The organism is Thioalkalivibrio sp. ALR17-21, assembly GCF_000420185.1.
GTDB lineage: Bacteria > Pseudomonadota > Gammaproteobacteria > Ectothiorhodospirales > Ectothiorhodospiraceae > Thioalkalivibrio > Thioalkalivibrio halophilus.
In genome coordinates this window covers 38,359-56,771 of record NZ_ATUL01000002.1, presented here as the reverse complement: position 1 = coordinate 56,771, position 18,413 = coordinate 38,359, and the positions used below count along the sequence as shown (strand labels likewise).

Annotated in this window: 17 protein-coding genes; 1 reads left to right on the top strand and 16 read right to left on the bottom strand. The window is 67.8% G+C overall.

Annotated elements, in window-relative coordinates:
• Nucleotides 1–50: 50 nt before the first annotated feature.
• From G020_RS0101355 to leuC, 16 genes are all read right to left on the bottom strand, one after another.
• The gene (locus G020_RS0101355; protein WP_024328351.1) at nucleotides 51–644 is read right to left on the bottom strand and encodes a L,D-transpeptidase; all 594 of its coding nucleotides are present in this window, start codon (nucleotides 642–644) and stop codon (nucleotides 51–53) included.
• A 5-nt stretch (nucleotides 645–649) separates the two neighbouring features.
• Nucleotides 650–2,161, bottom strand: coding sequence for an amidophosphoribosyltransferase (purF, locus tag G020_RS0101350; protein ID WP_024328350.1), 1,512 nt, complete (start codon nucleotides 2,159–2,161; stop codon nucleotides 650–652).
• A 90-nt stretch (nucleotides 2,162–2,251) separates the two neighbouring features.
• A complete protein-coding gene (locus G020_RS0101345) occupies nucleotides 2,252–2,842 on the bottom strand; it encodes a CvpA family protein (protein ID WP_018945737.1) in 591 nt (196 codons plus the stop codon).
• A gap of 54 nt (nucleotides 2,843–2,896) precedes the next feature.
• The gene (locus tag G020_RS0101340; RefSeq protein ID WP_029681166.1) at nucleotides 2,897–3,553 is read right to left on the bottom strand and encodes an SPOR domain-containing protein; all 657 of its coding nucleotides are present in this window, start codon (nucleotides 3,551–3,553) and stop codon (nucleotides 2,897–2,899) included.
• The gene (locus G020_RS0101335; RefSeq protein ID WP_024328348.1) at nucleotides 3,529–4,887 is read right to left on the bottom strand and encodes a folylpolyglutamate synthase/dihydrofolate synthase family protein; all 1,359 of its coding nucleotides are present in this window, start codon (nucleotides 4,885–4,887) and stop codon (nucleotides 3,529–3,531) included. The genes G020_RS0101340 and G020_RS0101335 overlap by 25 nt, the downstream gene beginning before the upstream one ends.
• A 4-nt stretch (nucleotides 4,888–4,891) precedes the next feature.
• On the bottom strand, nucleotides 4,892–5,857 hold the full coding sequence (gene accD, locus G020_RS0101330; RefSeq protein ID WP_018945734.1) for an acetyl-CoA carboxylase, carboxyltransferase subunit beta: 966 nt from the start codon (nucleotides 5,855–5,857) through the stop codon (nucleotides 4,892–4,894).
• 32 nt (nucleotides 5,858–5,889) lie between these two features.
• A complete protein-coding gene (gene trpA / locus G020_RS0101325; protein ID WP_018945733.1) occupies nucleotides 5,890–6,723 on the bottom strand; it encodes a tryptophan synthase subunit alpha in 834 nt (277 codons plus the stop codon).
• The gene (gene trpB, locus G020_RS0101320; protein WP_018945732.1) at nucleotides 6,720–7,931 is read right to left on the bottom strand and encodes a tryptophan synthase subunit beta; all 1,212 of its coding nucleotides are present in this window, start codon (nucleotides 7,929–7,931) and stop codon (nucleotides 6,720–6,722) included. Before trpB ends, trpA begins: the two co-directional genes overlap by 4 nt.
• A complete protein-coding gene (locus G020_RS0101315) occupies nucleotides 7,924–8,559 on the bottom strand; it encodes a phosphoribosylanthranilate isomerase (protein ID WP_024328347.1) in 636 nt (211 codons plus the stop codon). Before G020_RS0101315 ends, trpB begins: the two co-directional genes overlap by 8 nt.
• 51 nt (nucleotides 8,560–8,610) lie before the next feature.
• Entirely contained in the window at nucleotides 8,611–9,444 is an 834-nt protein-coding gene (gene truA, locus G020_RS0101310) for a tRNA pseudouridine(38-40) synthase TruA (protein ID WP_024328346.1), read from the bottom strand.
• Between the two features lie 37 nt (nucleotides 9,445–9,481).
• The gene (locus G020_RS0101305; RefSeq protein ID WP_024328345.1) at nucleotides 9,482–10,162 is read right to left on the bottom strand and encodes a hypothetical protein; all 681 of its coding nucleotides are present in this window, start codon (nucleotides 10,160–10,162) and stop codon (nucleotides 9,482–9,484) included.
• An 89-nt stretch (nucleotides 10,163–10,251) separates the two neighbouring features.
• Entirely contained in the window at nucleotides 10,252–12,729 is a 2,478-nt protein-coding gene (locus tag G020_RS0101300; RefSeq protein ID WP_024328344.1) for a FimV/HubP family polar landmark protein, read from the bottom strand.
• Between the two features lie 155 nt (nucleotides 12,730–12,884).
• Nucleotides 12,885–13,910, bottom strand: coding sequence for an aspartate-semialdehyde dehydrogenase (locus tag G020_RS0101295; RefSeq protein WP_018870826.1), 1,026 nt, complete (start codon nucleotides 13,908–13,910; stop codon nucleotides 12,885–12,887).
• Between the two features lie 29 nt (nucleotides 13,911–13,939).
• Nucleotides 13,940–15,016: a 3-isopropylmalate dehydrogenase gene (gene leuB / locus G020_RS0101290; protein WP_196800294.1), complete on the bottom strand. Its 1,077-nt coding sequence runs from the start codon at nucleotides 15,014–15,016 to the stop codon at nucleotides 13,940–13,942.
• 152 nt (nucleotides 15,017–15,168) lie between these two features.
• Complete coding sequence (gene leuD, locus G020_RS0101285; protein WP_024328342.1) at nucleotides 15,169–15,807, bottom strand: 3-isopropylmalate dehydratase small subunit; 639 nt, start codon at nucleotides 15,805–15,807, stop codon at nucleotides 15,169–15,171.
• A 3-nt stretch (nucleotides 15,808–15,810) separates the two neighbouring features.
• Nucleotides 15,811–17,220: a 3-isopropylmalate dehydratase large subunit gene (leuC, locus tag G020_RS0101280; protein WP_024328341.1), complete on the bottom strand. Its 1,410-nt coding sequence runs from the start codon at nucleotides 17,218–17,220 to the stop codon at nucleotides 15,811–15,813.
• A 297-nt stretch (nucleotides 17,221–17,517) separates the two neighbouring features.
• Here leuC and G020_RS0101275 point away from each other — a divergent pair, with 297 nt between their 5' ends.
• Entirely contained in the window at nucleotides 17,518–18,408 is an 891-nt protein-coding gene (locus G020_RS0101275; protein WP_018945724.1) for a LysR family transcriptional regulator, read from the top strand.
• The last annotated feature ends 5 nt before the right edge of the window (nucleotides 18,409–18,413 follow it).

Here is an 18,413-nt window from a genome sequence, read left to right as displayed (position 1 = left end):
CAACTGCAGCGCAACCGCGCCCGACCAGGGAAACACTGATCAGTGTTTCCCTAACGGAGAGCGCCGTGCGGCGGGACGAAATCGAGTCCGGGGAGGATCTGGACCGGGGTCCCCACGGGAAGCCGCGGGAACAGCTCGATCACCTCGTCATTGCGCATGCGCACACACCCGTGCGAGGCCGGCTGTCCGATGCGGCCCTCCTCATCGGTACCGTGGATGTAGATGTAACGCTGCAGCGAGTCGATGCCCTCGCCCCGGTTCACGCCATCTTCCAGACCTTCCAGCCACAGGATCCGCGAGGTGATGTTGTCACGCGGACTGCGCTCATCAGGGCCGGTGAGGATCTCGGCAGTCTGCCCGGTATTGCCCCGGGCGCGGAAGATGGTGCCCTTCGGGGTCCCCTCGCCGAAGCGCTCGGCGATGCGATGCAGACCCGGCGGGGTCTTGAGGCTCCCGTCCTCGTTACCCACGCCGTTCTCGGCGGTGGACACCTCGAAGATGTCGGTCACCCGGCCGTCCTCCCACACGTAGAGGCGCTGCTGGTCGACGCGGACCACGACCACCGGCAGATCGGCGGAGGCCCGCGCCCGTTCACGGGCGTCGGCCACCACCGGTTCGATCCATTCGAGCGAGGGCAAGGTCACGTCGCCTACTTCTTGTTGGCCAGATCGAGGACTTCGCCCGCGACCGGCGTGTTTTTCACGCCGTCGGCGCGGGCCGCGGCCAGCTGGTCCAGATAGCCATCCGGCAGCTCGGTCACGTATTCGCCGGTAAATACCGAGCAGTCGAATTCGTCGATCGAGCGGTTTCCGCGCCACACCGCAGCCTTCAGGTCATCCAGGTCCTGGTAGATCAGCCGATCGGCGGCAATGGCCTCGCAGACCTCATCCTCGTCGCGTCCGTGGGCGATGAGTTCTTGCGCGGCCGGCATGTCGATCCCGTAGACATTGGGATAGCGCACCGGCGGCGCGGCGGAGGCAAAATACACCTTCCTCGCCCCGGCCTCGCGTGCCATCAGCACGATCTCGCGCGAGGTGGTCCCGCGCACGATGGAATCGTCCACCAGCATCACGTTCTTGCCCCGGAACTCCAGCGAGATGGCATTGAGCTTCTGCCGTACCGACTTCTGCCGCTTGGTCTGCCCCGGCATGATGAAGGTCCGGCCGATGTAGCGGTTCTTGATGAAGCCTTCGCGATACTTGATGTCCAGCTCGTGGGCCATCTCCAGGGCCACGGTGCGCCCGGTGTCCGGGATCGGCACGATCACGTCAATGTCGTGGTCGGGCCAGTCGCGGCGGATCTTCTCGCCCAGCGCGGTGCCCATGCGCATGCGTGCGCGATGAACGAATACGTTGTCGATCACCGAATCGGGCCGGGCGAAATAGACGTGCTCGAAGATGCAGGGCGTCAGCCGCGTGTTTTCCGCACATTCCCGCGTGTACACCTCGCCGTCGGGGGTGATGAACAGAGCCTCGCCGGGTGCCAGATCGCGCTCCAGTTCAAAACCCAGGGATTCCAGCGCCGCGCTTTCCGAGGCCGCCATCCATTCAAGGCCTTGTCCGTCTTCGGCTTCGCGCGAGCCGTAGACCAGCGGCCGGATCCCCTGCGGGTCGCGGAACGCCAGCATCCCGCGGCCGGCGATCATGGCCACCACGCCGTACGCCCCGCGCGCCCGCTGGTGCACCCGTTCCACCGCATCAAAGACAGAGTCCGGCGTCAGGCCGTTGTCGATGAACCGGAGCAGCTCCTGGGCGAAGACATTGAGCAGGATCTCGGAGTCGGAGTCGGTATTGATGTGGCGGCGGTCGGTGGCGAACAGCTCGTGCTTGAGCTCCCCGGCATTGGTCAGATTACCGTTGTGCCCCAGCGTGATGCCGAACGGCGAATTCACGTAGAAGGGCTGGGCCTCGGCCGAAGACGAGGAACCGGCGGTGGGATAACGCACATGGCCGATCCCCATGTTGCCGGTCAGCGTCTGCATGTGGTGATTGTTGAACACATCGCGCACCAGCCCGTTGTCCTTGCGCAAATGCAGCCGCCCGTCATCGTCGCAGGTCACGATGCCCGCGGCATCCTGGCCACGGTGCTGCAGCACCAGCAGGGCATCATAAATGGGCTGATTGACCGGGGAACGGCCAACGATTCCGACAACTCCGCACATACTGACTCCAGGGGGTTCGGGATGGCCCTTGCGTGATCGGGCCGGATCGGTGATTCGTTTCGACGGGTGATGTAATTTACGGCTGACGTCCTATTGCGGCGTGTCCGGCGGTTCGGCATCCGGTTCGACCCCGGACTCGAACGGGAACGGGGCCTCCCCGTGGGCGCCCGCGTCCGTCTCGCCTCCGGACAGCAGACCCTCCAGATGTTCCCGCCAGTCTTCGGGGAGCAGTCCCAGCATCCAGTCGACCACGCGCTCGAAATGCGGGATGAGCATGCTGCGCTCCCACCAGCCCTCCTCCGGCATCAGGGTCAGCGAGGCGAGGAACACCAGCATGGCCACCAGCACCACACCGCGCAGAGCACCAAAGATGACGCCCAGGGCACGGTCGGTCCCGGTGAGCCCGGTCCCCTTCACCAGCTTGCCCGCCAGCACGCCCAGCAGGCCGCCTACGATCAGCACGGCAATGAAAAGCACCGCGAAGCCGATTGCGAGCCGCACGGTCTCGTCCGGGACGGCGTCCGGCAGGATCACGGCGACGTCAGCGGCAAAGCGGATGCCCACCCATACGCCCACGATCCACGTCGCCAGCGAGAAGGTCTCGCGCACGAATCCGCGGAACAGGCTGATCACCCCTGATACGGCGATCAGGGCAATAATGACAAGGTCGATCCAGTTCACGGTGTCAGTCTATCGCAGGCTTGCTGGAACACGTACATCGATGCGTGGCGGCCTTCAGGGGAAGGTCACCACGATCCCGGACAAATCCCGTTCTTCTTCCAGGTCCTCGCGCAGGCGGATCGCCGCTTCGCGATCGGCCCGAGGCCCGACCTTGACCCGGTAGACGGTCTCGCCGTCCACCGTCACGTCCTCGACAAACGCCGCCAGACCGGCATCCCGCAGGGCCTGTTCCTGTTCGCGCGCATTGTCCCCGTCCCGGTAACTGCCGACCTGGACCGCCCATCCACTGGTGACCTCCTGCGTCGGCTCCCCCTCGCGCCGCAGCGGCTCCGGCCCCTGCGCCGCCTCGGTTTCGGGACCGGCCGCAGTGTCGTCCCCGGCCATGTCATCTTCGTCGTCTTCCGCGTCACGGTCCGATGGCAATCTCCGCGCCTCCGCCACGCGTGACGTATCCATACCGGGCATTTCCATCTCATCCTCCGGTGCTTCATCACGCATGCGCGTGTCACGTTCCGATGGCAACGGCAGGTCCGGCTCGGCGAACTGCGGTGCCTCGGGGACCGGGTCTTCCGCGTCCGTCATATACTGGTAGCCCGCCCCGTCGAACACCCATGGCAGGAAAATCACCGCGAGCGCGGTCAGGATCACCGCGCCGACCAGGCGATAACGCACAACCGGCTCGTCGCTCACGGTGACACCTCGCCCGCGCATACCGGCTCCACCGGGCGCGTCGCCGTGGCTGCCGCCTCGGCCAGGAACGCGGGCCCTTCGGTCGCGGCGGCAGCCACGGTGTGGAACGACCCGAACACCACCACGCGTCCCGACGCCCCGGCCAGCTCCCGCGCCCGGTCCAGCCCCTGCGCCACGCTCGCCGCCGGGGCTTCGACCCGGTCGACACCGGCTGCGGCCAGTTCCGCGGCCATATCGGCCGCCGGCAGCGCGCGCGGAAGATCCAGGGACAGCGGCACCCAGTGGTCGACCACCTCGTCGAGGGCCGCCCACATCGCGGCGCGCTCCTTGTCGGCCATCACCGCCACGGCGGCGACCACCGGACCCGATACCGGTCGCGCCCGCAGCCAACGAGCCAGTTCCGCGACCGCATGCCCGTTATGGGCCACGTCGAGCAACCATTCAGGCTCGGCCCCACCCGGGCGAACCCGCTGCAGCCGACCCGGCGCCTGGCTGCGCAACGCGGCTTCCACCACGGCGCCGTCCAGGCGGTATTCCAGCCCGAGACCCGCCACCACGGCCATGGCCGTGGCCAGGTTCACGCGTGCGGCGCCATCCACGCTCGCGACCGCCTCCGGCGCGAGTTCCAGCAGGGCCTCCTCGGCTTCGAAGCACCACCGCAGCGCATCCGCGCGCCCCACGGCAGGTTGCAGGTCGTAGTCCTCGCCCACCCGACGTACCGGCACGTCGAGCAAGCGAGCCCTGGCCTGCACGCTGTCGGGCGGATCCGGGTCGCCCAGCATCAGCGGGCGAGCCTCGCGCAGGATCCCCGCCTTTTCGGCCCCGATCGCCTCGCGGGTGTCACCCAGCCATTTCTGATGATCCAGATCCACCGCGGTAATGACGGCAATGTCGGCGTCCCAGATATTCGTCGCGTCCAGCCGCCCGCCCAGGCCCACCTCCAGCACCTGCACGTCCACCGCGGCCTCGCGAAAAAGCCAGCCGGCGGCGAGCGCGGCGAATTCGAAATAGGTCAGCGAGTCCTCGCCCCGCGCCCGATCCACCGCGTCAAAGGCCCGGCACAGCGCATCGTCCTCGGCTTCGACGCCGTTGATGCGAATGCGTTCGTTGTAGCGAACCAGATGGGGGGAGGTGAACAGACCGGTGCGCAGACCCATCGCCTGCAGCAGGCCCGCGGTTCGCGTGGCCACACTGCCCTTGCCGTTGGTCCCGGCCACCAGCACCGTACGCGGCGCATGCCGGCACAGCCCCAGGCGATCGGCGACCAGGGTCGCCCGCTCCAGGGTCAGATCCATGGCGACCGGGTGCAGGGTCTCCTGCCAGCTCAGCCAGTCGTCGAGACGTTCGAAGCGCACGGCCTCAGTCGGCCGGCCGGCCGCGGCTTTCGTCCGCTCCCGCGGTGGCCGGCACGGCCGCATCCACGGAACCGGAATGGGCTTCGCGGCTTCCGGGCTCGGGGTCCTCGCCCGGTGCCGGTGCGTGCATCATCATGCCCAGGATGGACGCCATGCGGGTGCGCATCTCACGACGGTCGACAATCATGTCGATGGCGCCATGATCCAGCAGGAATTCCGAGCGCTGAAAGCCCTCCGGCAGGGTCTCGCGCACCGTCTGCTCGATCACCCGCGGGCCGGCAAAACCGATCAGCGCCTGGGGTTCCGCCGCGTTGACATCGCCCAGCATGGCCAGACTGGCCGAAACCCCGCCCATGGTGGGGTCGGTCATCACCGAGACGAACGGGATGCGCTCCTCGCGCAGGCGCGCCAGTACCGCGCTGGTCTTGGCCATCTGCAGCAGCGAGAACAGCGCCTCCTGCATGCGCGCTCCGCCCGATGCGCTGAAGCAGACCAGCGGGATCTGTTTCTCCAGCGCCCGATCCGCACCGCGCACGAAGCGCTCGCCGACCGCCGAGCCCATGGAGCCGCCCATGAAACGAAAATCGAAGGCCGAGGCCACCAGTGGCCGGCCCAGCAGCTGCCCTTCCATCACCACCAGGGCGTCGCGCTCACCGGTGGATTTCTGCGCGGCCGCGAGGCGGTCCTTGTATTTCTTGGAATCGCGGAACTTGAGGACATCCGAGGATTCGATGTTTTCCGCAATCTCCTCGCGTCCCTGTTCGTCGAGGAAGGTCTCCAGACGCCGCCGCGCGTGCATGCGCCGGTGATGCCCGCACTTGGGGCAGACATCCAGATTGCGCTCCACCTCGGGACGGTAGAGCGTGGCATCACAACCTTCGCAACGCACCCACAGACCTTCCGGGACCCCGCGCTTGTTCGCGTTGTCGGTGCGGATGCGCGAGGGCATCAACTTTTCGAACCAGCTCATGCCGACTCCGTCACGGACGCAAAACGCGCATTCTACACCGAGCCGGCGGCACTCGTGGAGCGTGCCGCATCCATCGCGCGACGCATCTCACCGAGTTTGTCCGCCGCCGCACGGATGAAGCCCGCCGAATCCCCCGGATGGGCCTCCGCCAGACTGACCAGCGCACTGCCAACCACCACCGCGTCGGCCACCCGCGCCACGGCCGCCGCGGATTCCGCATCGCGGATCCCGAAGCCTACGCCCAGGGGCAGATCGGTGTATTGGCGGATCGCGTCCAGACGCTCATTCAGCGCCGAGGGATCCAGACTCTGCGAACCGGTTACACCCTTGAGCGAGACGTAATACACAAACCCGCGCGCAGCGCGGGCCAGGTGACCGATACGCTCGCTGGAGGTCGTCGGTGCCACCAGGAAGATCGGGTCAATTCCCGCCCGATCGAGCAGGCCGGTCACCTCGTCGCATTCCTCCGGCGGCAGGTCCACCGTCAGCAGGCCGTCCAGGCCAGCGGCAGCCGCAGCCTCGGCGAATGCCTCGAAGCCCATGCGTTCCACCGGGTTGAGATACCCCATCAGCACCACCGGCGTATCCGCGTCGCGTTCCCGGAACTGACGCACCATCTCCAGCACGTCGCGCAGCCCGGTGCCATGCTGCAGGGCCCGCTCGTGCGCGCGCTGGATCACCGGCCCGTCGGCCATCGGGTCGGAAAACGGGACCCCGAGTTCGACCAGGTCCGCGCCGGCGTCGACCAGCGCATGCATCAGGTCGACCGTGGCGCCCGGTTCCGGGTCGCCCGCGGTGATGTAGGGCACCAGGGCCGCACGCCCGGCCCCACGGCATTGTTCGAAGCGTTGCTGGATGCGGCTCACAGCGTAATCCCCTCGCGGTCGGCCACGGTGGCGAGATCCTTGTCGCCACGGCCGGACAGGTTGACGATGATGCTCTGGTCCGGACGCATGGTGGGCGCCAGCTCGAGCACGTGCGCGATCGCATGGCTGGTTTCCAGCGCCGGGATGATGCCCTCGGTGCGGGTCAGGCGGTGGAAGCCGGCCAGGGCCTGATCGTCGGTCACCGACACGTAGCTCGCCCGGCCGATGTCCTTCAGCCACGCATGCTCCGGCCCCACGCCGGGGTAGTCCAGCCCGGCCGAGATGGAGTGCGTGCCGATGATCTGGCCGTTGTCGTCTTCCATCAGGTAGGTGCGGTTGCCGTGCAGCACGCCGGGGCGCCCGGCGCCCAGCGGCGCGGAATGGCGGCCAGTGTCCACGCCCTCGCCGCCGGCTTCCACGCCGACCATCTCCACGGACTCATCCGCCAGAAACGGATGGAACAGACCGATGGCGTTGGAACCGCCACCCACGCAGGCCACCAGGGTATCGGGGAGGCGACCGGTCGCTTCCACGTGCTGCTCGCGGGCCTCGCGTCCGATCACCGCCTGAAAGTCGCGGACCATGGCCGGATACGGGTGCGGACCGGCGACCGTGCCAATGATGTAGAACGTGTCGTCGACGTTGGTGACCCAGTCGCGCATCGCCTCGTTCAGGGCATCCTTCAGGGTGCGGGTCCCGGAGGTCACCGGCACCACCTCCGCGCCCAGCAGGCGCATGCGATAGACGTTGGGGGCCTGGCGGCGGGTATCTTCCTCGCCCATGTAGATCACGCACTCCAGCCCCAGGCGAGCCGCGACGGTGGCGGTGGCCACGCCGTGCTGCCCGGCCCCGGTCTCGGCGATGATGCGCTTCTTGCCGAGATGCCGCGCCAGCAGTGCCTGGCCAATGGTGTTGTTCACCTTGTGCGCGCCGGTGTGGTTGAGATCCTCGCGCTTGAGGTAGATCTGCGCGCCGCCCAGCTCGCGCGACAGCCGCTCCGCGTGATAGAGCGGATTCGGCCGCCCCACGAACTGCCGCAGATCGCGATCCAGCTCGGCCAGAAATGCCGGGTCCTTCATGTAGCGTTCGTACACGTCCTGCAGTTCGTCCAGCGCCCCCATCAGGGTCTCCGACACGAACCGCCCGCCGTACACGCCGAAATGCCCGCGGGCATCCGGGAACGCCCCCCAGTCGATCGCTTCACTCATTCAGTGTCACCTCGTTGCGTCGCACCGCGCGCACGAAGGCGCGCATGCGTTCCGGTTCCTTGATCCCGGGTGCGGACTCCACCCCGGAACTCACGTCGACCCCCCAGGGGCACGTTACGTTCAATGCCGCCTGTACCGACTCGGGATCCAGCCCGCCGGCCAGCAGCCACGGCCGTGGCAGGTCGGGCGGGATCCGCGACCAGTCGAAGCGGTGGCCGGTTCCGCCGGTACGCCCGCCACCGTGGCTGTCGAGCAGGAACCCGCGTGCCTGCGGGTGCGCGTCCATCGCCCGGCGCGGATCCGCATCGCCGGCCATCGCGACCGCCTTCAGATACGGCCGGCCGAACCGCGTACAGTCCGCCGCCTCCTCGTTCCCGTGAAACTGCAGGCAGTCCAGTGGCACGACGTCCAGGACCTCCTCCACCCGCCAGGGATCCGGATCCACGAACAGACCCACGGCGCTCACCAGCGGCGGCAGCGCCCCGGCAATCCCGGCCGCCTGCTCCGCGCCCACGCAACGCCGACTGGCCGGATGGAACACCAGGCCCACGGCATCGGCCCCGGCCTCGGCCGCCGCGCGCGCCTGTTCCGGGGTCGTGACCCCGCAGATCTTGATCCGATAACGCATGGGCCAAGCCTACCAGAACGCGCCGGATTCCCGCGGATACCCTGCCCGGGATCACCCTTGCATACTGGCCGGCACCGGACCCAGAACCGGCGCCTCCTGGTCCGGCATCGCGAATTCCGGCGGGTATTCCACCTGCACGAAGTACAGCCCCCCGGCCGGCGCCGTGATCCCCGACTGGCGCCGATCCCGCGCCGCCAGCACCTCGCGGGGCCAGTCCGGTTGTGCCCGGCCGTCGCCCACCGCCAGCAGTACGCCCGCGATGTTGCGCACCATATGATGCAGAAACGCATTGGCATGCACGTCCACCAGCACGTACTCACCGCGCCGTCGGACCGTCAGTTCGTGCACGCGACGCACCGGCGACTTCGCCTGACAGGCCGCCGCGCGCAGACTGGTGAAATCCTGCTCGCCGACAAAATGCCGCGCCGCCTCCTGCATCCGCGCGACATCCAGCGGCCGCCGCCACCAGGCCACGCGGCCCGCCTCCAGACCCGGCCGCACGGGTCGGTTCGCGATCACGTAGCGATACCGGCGGGAACGCGCCGCGAAACGGGCATGGAACGCCGGTGCCACCGGCTGCGCCCAGCGAATCGCAATCGAATCCGGCAGGTTGGTGTTGCCCCCCAGGATCCAGGCATGGGCCTCACGCCGGCTCGCAGTGTCGAAATGCACCACCTGAGCCGTGGCATGCACCCCCGCATCGGTTCTTCCGGCGCAGGTCAGTTCCAGCGGGTGATCCGCGACAAAGCCAAGCGCCTTCTCCAGTTTCTCCTGCACACTGGGCCCGTCCTTCTGCCGCTGCCAGCCCAGCCACGGCGTCCCGTCGTATTCGACCCCCGCCGCCCAGCGCTGCAAGCCCGCCTCCGGTTCCCTTGTCTCGCCCATCCGCTGCCCGTACTCCCCGTATTTCCGCGGTGCCGGTTCACCCCGTCACCCAACCGCCCCACTGCAACCCCAGTGCGACCATCCCCACCAGCGCCATCCAGCCGGTCTCCACTCCCCGCCAGCGATCCTGTCGCACCGGCATCGGCACCGGGGAGCCCGGAACGGACTGTTCCGGTTCGGCCGGATCCAGGGCCGCGTCCAGCCGCTGCACCAGCCATTCACGCACCGCATCCACTCTCGCCCTGCGGTCCCCCGACAGCCGGCCCCGCCAAGCTTCGATCCCGGCCCGGTCGCGTTCGAACGCCTCCAGCGCCAGGAACAGCCGGCGCGCGAAAGAGTGTCCGGCCCCCAGCGCAGAACCCCGCCGACCGCCCAGCACGCTGCCCAGGGCCGGCACCAGTTCCGTGCGGGCGTACCGATCCGTCAGCCAGACCACGGCCAGCACCACCAGCATCAGCGCCACGATCCGCGTAGCTGCCTCCAGCAGCCCCGCCGCGGTGCCTCCACCCAAGGGCCACAGCCCAAAGAAAAGGGCCAGTGACAGGTAGAACCATTTCATGCGCCACCACATGCGCACCGCACGTTCCCACGGGAACGCCCGCAGCCCCGGGGCCAGCAGCAGGGCCGGCACCGCCACGGAGACGGCCACCGGGGATGCCGTCAGCACGGCCCCCGACAAGAGCAGAACGGCCCCCAGGGCCCCGATCGCCAGTTGCATGACCACCTCCCCAACGCGAAAAGGGGCCCGCAGGCCCCTCTCGCCGGTACGGTCCGGACCGCGGGCGAACCCGCCGACCGGCCACCCCGTCAGGCGTCTTTCAGCTGGTCCTGGATCGCCCGGGCCCGCTCTTTCTCTTCATCCGACCCGGAGGCCATGATCTCGTCGATCAGGTCCTGCGCACCTTCCTGATCACCCATGTCCGCATAGGCCTGGGCCAGATTCAGCCGGGTCTCGTTATCATCTTCGCCTTCGGCCGCCGGAGCCGCGGGTTCCTCCGCCGCCGGTTCGTCTGCTTCCGCGGACGCAACCGGTGGCTCGCCAGCGCCTGCTTCGTCGCCCAGCAACTCGTCCAGATCCATGGACGGCACATCGCCGCCGGCATCGCCACCGGCAGGCTGACTGTCATCGGCGGACGGCAGATCCGACTCCTCGATATCAAAGGACAGATTGTCGAGGTCGTCGAGATCCCCCGCCGCATCCCCGGCTTCCGAACCCTGACTGGCGGCGGCCAGCTCTTCGTCGAGCCCGGTATCGGCCTCGAAATCCATACCGGAATCGAGCTCACCGGCCGCCTTTTCCGGCGCCGCCGGCTCGCCCGAACCCGACGCCTCCTGTTCCTCGGCAAAACCGGACAGATCGAATTCGCCGGCTTCGTCGGCCGAGTCGCTGGCCGTGGTATCCGCGGATGGCGCACCCGAGGCCGCAGACGCGTCGCCCGATCCGGCTTCCAGTTCCGCGAGTTTCTCGCGGATCTCGCCGTCTTCCGGACCCAGGCGTTCGCGCAGGCTGGCGGCGGCCTGGCGCATCTCGGAGTCGCGCCCCTGAGCCGAGAAGGCCTCCACCAGCTTCAGGCGATACTGGAGATTGCCGGGCTCATCGTCGATGGCCGAGGACAGGGTATCGACGGCCTGATCGTTCATGCCGTAGGCGAGGCAGACATCCACCTCGGCCAGCACATCGTCGGCGCTCATCCCCGCGGTTTCCGACGCCCCGCTTTCACCGACCGGGGTCGGCTCGCCCACCGATTCTTCCGCCTGGCTCATGCCCGTGTCGTCCCCACCGCCCGGGCGCGCCGGAGTGGCCGGGGCCTCGTCCTGCGGTTCCGCATCGGTGTCACCGGCCGAGGCGGCAACGGCGCCTCCGGCAGCCACCCCCGTGGCACCCGCCACCGCGGCGCCCGAAACGGACGCCTCGGACGCCTCCTCGCGGGCCTCGTAGCCGCTGCGCGGATCCGGGGTCGCCTTCACGCCGGAGTTGTCCACCCGGGCATTGCGGTCGCCGCCCGGGCCACCCGGGCCGCCACCACGACCGCCGCGGGCGAATGCCAGCAGAACCAGCACCAGCAACACGACCAGGGCGATGGCCATCATCATCAGCAGCGGGTCGTTCATGATCCGCTGGTGCAGCGGAGCGTCACGTTCGGCCTCGGCCTCTTCCATGCGCGCCCGCAGTTCCGCCCGCTCGTCCTGCAGCTCCGCGAGCTGGCCTTCCAGCGTGGCCAGTTCCTCGCTGGCGATCTCGGCCACCTGTTCGCGATCCTGCAGGGATTCGCGCATGCGAGCGATTTCTTCCCGCATTTCGTCCATTTCGGCACGCTGCGAGATCAGGGCCTCCTGGACGACTTCGGGCGATTCGGCGATCAGCGCCGCTTCCTCACCTTCCGGCAGCACGTCCGTAACGATTTCGAGACGGTCTTCCACTGCGTCCGCGTCTTCTTCGGCCGCCACGGCTTCGCCGTCTTCGCGTTCGGCTTCCTCTTCACGAGCTTCGGCGTCTTCCTCGGGCTCGTCTCTCACCTCTTCCTCGACGGCTTCTTCGGCCGCGTCGGGATCCGCCTCCTCGGTCACCTCTTCGGCGACCTCGGGCTCGGGCTCCGGCTCCGGTTCGGGACGCGTACGCGCCTGCCAGTCTTCGGTCTGACGCTGGATCTCTTCGCGCGCCCCGGCGGCGTCCACCGCTTCCAGCGCCGCACGATCGGGCGCGCTCAGTTCCACGTCGGCACGCAGCGCATTGACGTTGCCATCGATAAAGGCATCGGGATTTTCCCGCAGGAATGCGAGCATGGCCTGCTCGTTGCTGACCCCGCTCAGCCCGGCCCGCTGCACGATCGCATACAGCGTGTCGCCCGAGCGTACGCGATAGGTGTCCTGCGGGGCCCGGCGGTCGTCATCGGTCGCGGTGGTGCGTGCCGCCGCACGATCATCCGGAAGCGTTCCCGGAGGATCCAGCAGCAGGTTGAGTTCACGATAACTGCGCCCCCCGTCCCAGCGGACTTCCAGAAGGAGCCCGATGTAGGGCTCGCGCACGGGCTCGCGGGTGCGCAGGACGACCTCGCGATCCTGCCCTTCGCCACGCAGTTCAACCCGCAGGTCCCCCGGCACGCGGCCCCGGTCCAGTCCCGCCCGGCGGTACCGTTCTTCGGAGGCCTGACGCACCTGCAGCGATTCATCGGTCGCCGCCCCTCCGCGCAGCGCCACCCGGACATCCAGCGCCTGGTTCAACGTGGACCGGATCTGGGGATCGCCCAGCCCCACGGAGCTGGAAGAGGCCGGCGCGACCAGCAAAAGAATAATGAGCCCGAATAGTAACTTGCGCACGAACGTCCCCCTGTGTGTGCGTGGTTGCTGTCCGGGGCCGCCCGTGTCTCTGCCGACACGGGCTGTTGCCCGGCCCCTTGAACAATGAGGCTACCAGATCCCCGGCATATTGTGGGATTTAATCACAGGTAATCGCGGATCAAAACCTCGGCGATCTGGATCGTGTTCAAGGCTGCGCCCTTGCGCACATTATCGGAAACCACCCACATATCCAGTCCGCGGGGATGCGAAATGTCCTCGCGGATACGGCCGACGTAAACCGCATCGGTACCGCTGCTTTCGGTCACGGCGGTCGGGTACCCTCCGTCCTCGTGGCGATCCAGCACCTCGATACCCGGTGCGGCCGCCAGCAATTCGCGCGCGCGTTCGGCCGAGATCTTCTCCCGGGTTTCGATGTGCAGCGCTTCGGAATGCCCGTAGAACACCGGAATGCGCACGGCCGTGGGATTCATCTGGATGGACTCGTCGCCCATGATCTTGCGGGTCTCCCAGACCATCTTCATCTCTTCCTTGGTGTAGCCGTTATCCTGGAAGACATCGATATGCGGCAGCGCGTTGAACGCGATCTGCTTGGGGTAGACGCTGCATTCCACCGGGCGACCGTTCAGCAGGGCCGCAGTCTGGTGCGCCAGCTCCTCGATCGCGTCCTTGCCGGTACCGGAAACCGCCTGATAGGTGGCCACGTTCACGCGTTCCACGCCGACGGCGTCGTGCAGCGGCTTGAGCGCGACCAGCATCTGGATGGTCGAGCAGTTGGGGTTGGCGATGATCCCGTGGCGCTCGTAGTCCCCCACCGCATCCGGATTCACCTCCGGGATCACCAGCGGGATCTCGGGGTCATAACGAAACTGCGAGGTGTTGTCGATCACCACGCATCCGGCCGCAGCCGCCTTCGGCGCGTATTCCTTCGACACCGACGCTCCCGGCGAGAACAGCCCGATATCCACCTGCGAAAAATCGAACTGCGCGAGGTCCTCCACAATCAGCTCGCGGTTCCCGTAGGAGACGGTGCTGCCGGCCGAGCGTTCGCTGGCAAGGGCATGCACCCGGTCCAGCGGCAGGTCGCGCTCGGCCAGGATGGAGAGCAGGGTCTCGCCGACGGCACCGGTGGCGCCGACGACGGCCACGTTGAACTTGCGATCACTCATTTCGGGGTCCTGTAACGTTAAAAAGGGTGTCAGGCGTCGTCCAGCGCAGCGACCAGGGCATCGCCCATACCCTGGGTCGACACCAGCTGCATGCCGTCGCCATGGATGTCCGGGGTCCGCAGGCCCTGATCGAGCACCCTCCCCACCGCGGCTTCCAGACGTTCGGCAAGGTCGTTGCGGTTGAGGCTGTGCCGCAGCATCATGGCAATCGACAGCACGGTCGCCATCGGATTGGCCTTGCCCTGCCCGGCAATGTCCGGCGCGGAGCCATGGATCGGTTCGTACAGGCCGACGCCCTCGCTGTTCAGCGAGGCCGAGGGCAGCATGCCGATGGACCCGGTCAGCATCGCCGCGGCATCCGACAGGATGTCCCCGAACATGTTGCTGGTCACGATCACGTCGAACTGCTTCGGATCGCGCACCAGCTGCATGGCCGCGTTGTCCACGTACATGTGCGACAGCTCGACCTCGGGGAACTCCTGCCCGACGCGCTCGACGACCTCGCGCCACAGTTCGGACACCTCCAGCACGTTGGCCTTGTCCACCGAACACAGGCGCTTGTTGCGCTTCATCGCGGCCTCGAATCCGACCCGCGCGATGCGCTCGATCTCGGACTCGCTGTAGCCGGCGGTATTGAAGCCGTAGCGTTCGCCGTCACGCTGCTCGATGCCGCGCGGCTGGCTGAAGTAGATACCCCCGGTCAGTTCGCGCACGATCAGCAGATCCAGCCCGCTCACCACCTCGGACTTGAGGGTGGAGGCCGAAGCCAGCTGCGGGTAGAGGATCGCCGGGCGCAGATTGGCGAACAGTTCGAGATCGGAACGGATCCCCAGCAGGCCGCGCTCGGGGCGCAGATCGCGTTCCAGGGATTCGTACTGCGGGCCGCCGACCGCGCCCAGCAGGATCGCATCGGCGCGGCGCGCCTGCTCCCGCGTCGCCTCGGGGTAGGGGTGCCCGGCCGCATCATGCGCCGCCCCGCCGATCAGGCCCTGTTCGATCTCCAGTTCGAGGCCGCCGATCTCGGCGACGCGTTCCAGCACCTTCAGCGCCTCCGCCACGATCTCGGGCCCGATCCCGTCACCGGGCAATACCAGAATTCGGTTCACAAACCTCTCCTAACCATCAGATCCATCAAATTTCTTTTCCACCCGTAGGAGGCCAGCCCTCTGGCCGATGGGGCGCCAGGACAGGCTCCATCGGCCAGAGGGCTGGCCTCCTACGGGGGTAACCCCGTCCCGGCGCCCGATCGATCCGACCGTTATTCCACCATCCACGGGCGTTCCTGCCGCAGACGCTCTTCATAGGCGCGGATGTCATCGGCATGCTGCAGGGTCAGGGCAATGTCGTCCAGCCCGTGCAGCAGGCGGTGGCGGCGGTCCTCATCCAGCGTGAAGCGGAACACCGTAGCGTCCGGCGCGGTCACGGTCATCTCTTCCAGGTTGACCTCGACCTGCGCGCCCGGATTCGCTTCGACCTGCTCGAACAGGTTCTGCACCTCGTCCTCGGCCAGCACCACCGGCAGCAGCCCGTTCTTGCAGCTGTTGGAGAAAAAGATGTCGGCGAACGACGGCGCGATCACCGCGCGAAAGCCGAAGTCGGTCAGCGCCCACACCGCGTGCTCGCGCGAGGAACCGCAGCCGAAGTTCTTGCGCGCCAGCAGGATGGTCGCCTGGTCATACGGCGGCCGGTTGAGCACGAAGTCGGGATTCGGCCGGCGCTTCGAGTGGTCCATGCCCGGCTCGCCCGGGTCCAGGTAGCGCCAGTCATCGAACGCGTTGGGGCCGAAGCCGGTGCGCTTGACCGACTTCAGATACTGCTTGGGGATGATCGCGTCGGTATCCACATTGGAGCGGTCCAGCGGCGCGACAATGCCCTTGTGTACGGTAAAGGCCTGCATCGCTCAGCCCTCCAGCTCGGACGGTTCGATGAAATGCCCGGCCACGGCAGCGGCCGCGGCCAGCGCGGGGCTGACCAGATGCGTACGTCCGCCCTGCCCCTGGCGGCCCTCGAAGTTGCGGTTCGAGGTCGAGGCGCAGCGCTCGCCCGGCTCCAGGCGGTCGGCGTTCATCGCCAGGCACATGGAGCAGCCCGGCTCGCGCCACTCGAAGCCGGCATCCAGGAAGATGCGGTCCAGGCCTTCCTGCTCCGCCTGCTGCTTCACCAGTCCGGAGCCCGGCACCACCATCGCCAGCTTGATGTTGTCGGCCTTCCTGCGCCCCTTCACCACCTCGGCGGCAGCACGCAGGTCCTCGATGCGCGAATTGGTGCAGGAGCCGATGAACACCTTGTCCGGGCGGATCTCGGTCATCGGCGTATTCGGCTGCAGATCCATGTATTCCAGCGCGCGCTGCATACCCTCGGCACGTACCGGGTCGGACTCGGCTGCGGGGTCCGGCACGCGGCCGTCGATCGGCGCGACCATCTCCGGCGAGGTGCCCCAGCTGACCTGCGGGGCGATCTCGGCGGCATCCAGCTCCACCACCGCGTCGAACTCGGCATCCGGGTCGGAAACCAGCGTACGCCAGTACTCGGCCGCGCGTTCGAACATCTCGCCGGTGGGCGCCTGCGGCTTGCCACGCACGTATTCGATGGTCTTCTCGTCCACCGCGACCATGCCCGCGCGGGCCCCGGCCTCGATGGACATGTTGCAGATACTCATGCGCCCCTCGAGCGACAGGCTGCGGATCGCCGACCCGGCAAACTCGATCGCATAGCCGGTGCCGCCCGCGGTGCCGATACGGCCAATGATCGCCAGCACGATATCCTTGGCGGTCACGCCCGGGCGCAGCTCGCCCTCCACGCGGATCTGCATCGCCTTCGTCTTTTTCTGCCACAGGCATTGCGTGGCCAGCACATGCTCCACCTCGGAGGTGCCGATACCGAAGGCCAGCGCGCCCAGCGCGCCATGCGTGGAGGTATGCGAGTCGCCGCAGACCACGGTCATCCCCGGCAGGGTCGCGCCCTGTTCCGGGCCGATCACGTGCACGATGCCCTGGCGCACGTCGGCCATCGGAAAGAACTTCAGCCCGAAGCCGGACACGTTGCTCTCCAGCGTCTCCACCTGGGTGCGCGAGACCGGATCCTCGATCCCGGCATCGCGGTTGGTGGTGGGCACGTTGTGGTCCGGCACCGCCAGCACGGAATCGCCGCGCCACGGCTTGCGCCCGGCCAGGCGCAGACCCTCGAAGGCCTGCGGACTGGTCACCTCGTGCACCAGGTGGCGATCGATGTAGAGCAGCGTCGAGCCGTCCGGCTCCTCGCGTACCACATGCGCCTCCCACAACTTGTCGTACAGGGTCTTGCCTGCCATTCCTCACTCCCGCGGCCGCGCCGCGATATTCCGAGCCATATCTTCGCTGAACGGCCGTAAAAGCCCCCTGTGGGAGGCCAGCCCTCTGGCCGATTCGACGTTGGGGCAAATCGGCCAGAGGGCTGGCCTCCTACGGGCGGGCCTACCGATCACATCGTCACTCTGCGGCTGCCGCGATATTCTTTCAAATCCGATTTCTTATCCGTATCATTCCATGCGGTTATCCATCGGCGGCAGACGAGCCGGATTCCGCCATCGAATCGGCCATTATCGCACGCAACCCCCGGAGAGACAGGCATGCGCCCGGAACAACTGAGTGTCGAATCCCTGCAGGCCTTCGTCGCGGTGGTCGACACGGGTGCGTTCTCCGCCGCAGCCGAACGTCTGCACCTGACGCAACCAGCGATCAGCAAGCGCATTCAGGCCCTGGAGGCCACCCTGGAACGCCCGCTGTTCGAGCGCCAGGGACGGCGCGTGCGCCCGACCGAGGTGGCCGAACGCCTGCTGCCCGAGGCGCGCGAGATCCTCGCCCGGCTGCGTGCGATCGAACAGCAGATCGCCGATCTGGACACCGTGGTACGCGGTCGCATCCGCCTGGCCACTTCCCATCACATCGCGCTGCACCGCCTGCCCGACCCGCTGGCCGCGCTGGGCGGGCGCTACCCGGACCTCGAACTCGAGCTGGCATTCATGGACTCCGAAGCGGGTATCCAGGCCGTGCTGCACGGCGACGCCGACCTGGCCCTCGCCACGCTGCCCGAGTCGCTGCCCGACGGAATCGAGGCCCGGACCGTGTGGACCGACGAACTGGTGCCCATGATCGCCCGTGCGCAGGCCATCCGTACGCCCGGCGACACCCTCGCGCGCCTGCGGGACTGGCCGGCCATCCTTCCCCCGGTGGATTCCACCACCCGTCGGCGGATTGAACAGGCCCTGGCCACGGCGGAGCTGCGCCCGGCCGCCGCCCAGGAGAGTCCCTATCTGGAGGTCATCCGCATGATGATCGTCGCCGGCCTCGGCATCGGCTTTCTCCCGCGCGACATGGCCACCGAGGAGCTCGCGGTGCTCGACTGGCCCGGGCCGCCCGTCCTGCGTTCACTGGGTTGGGTGCGTCATGCCGCGCGCTACCATTCGCGGGCCCTGCAGGCGGTGATCGAGAAACTGGAGGGTTCCGGCCCGCCCGCCTGACACGG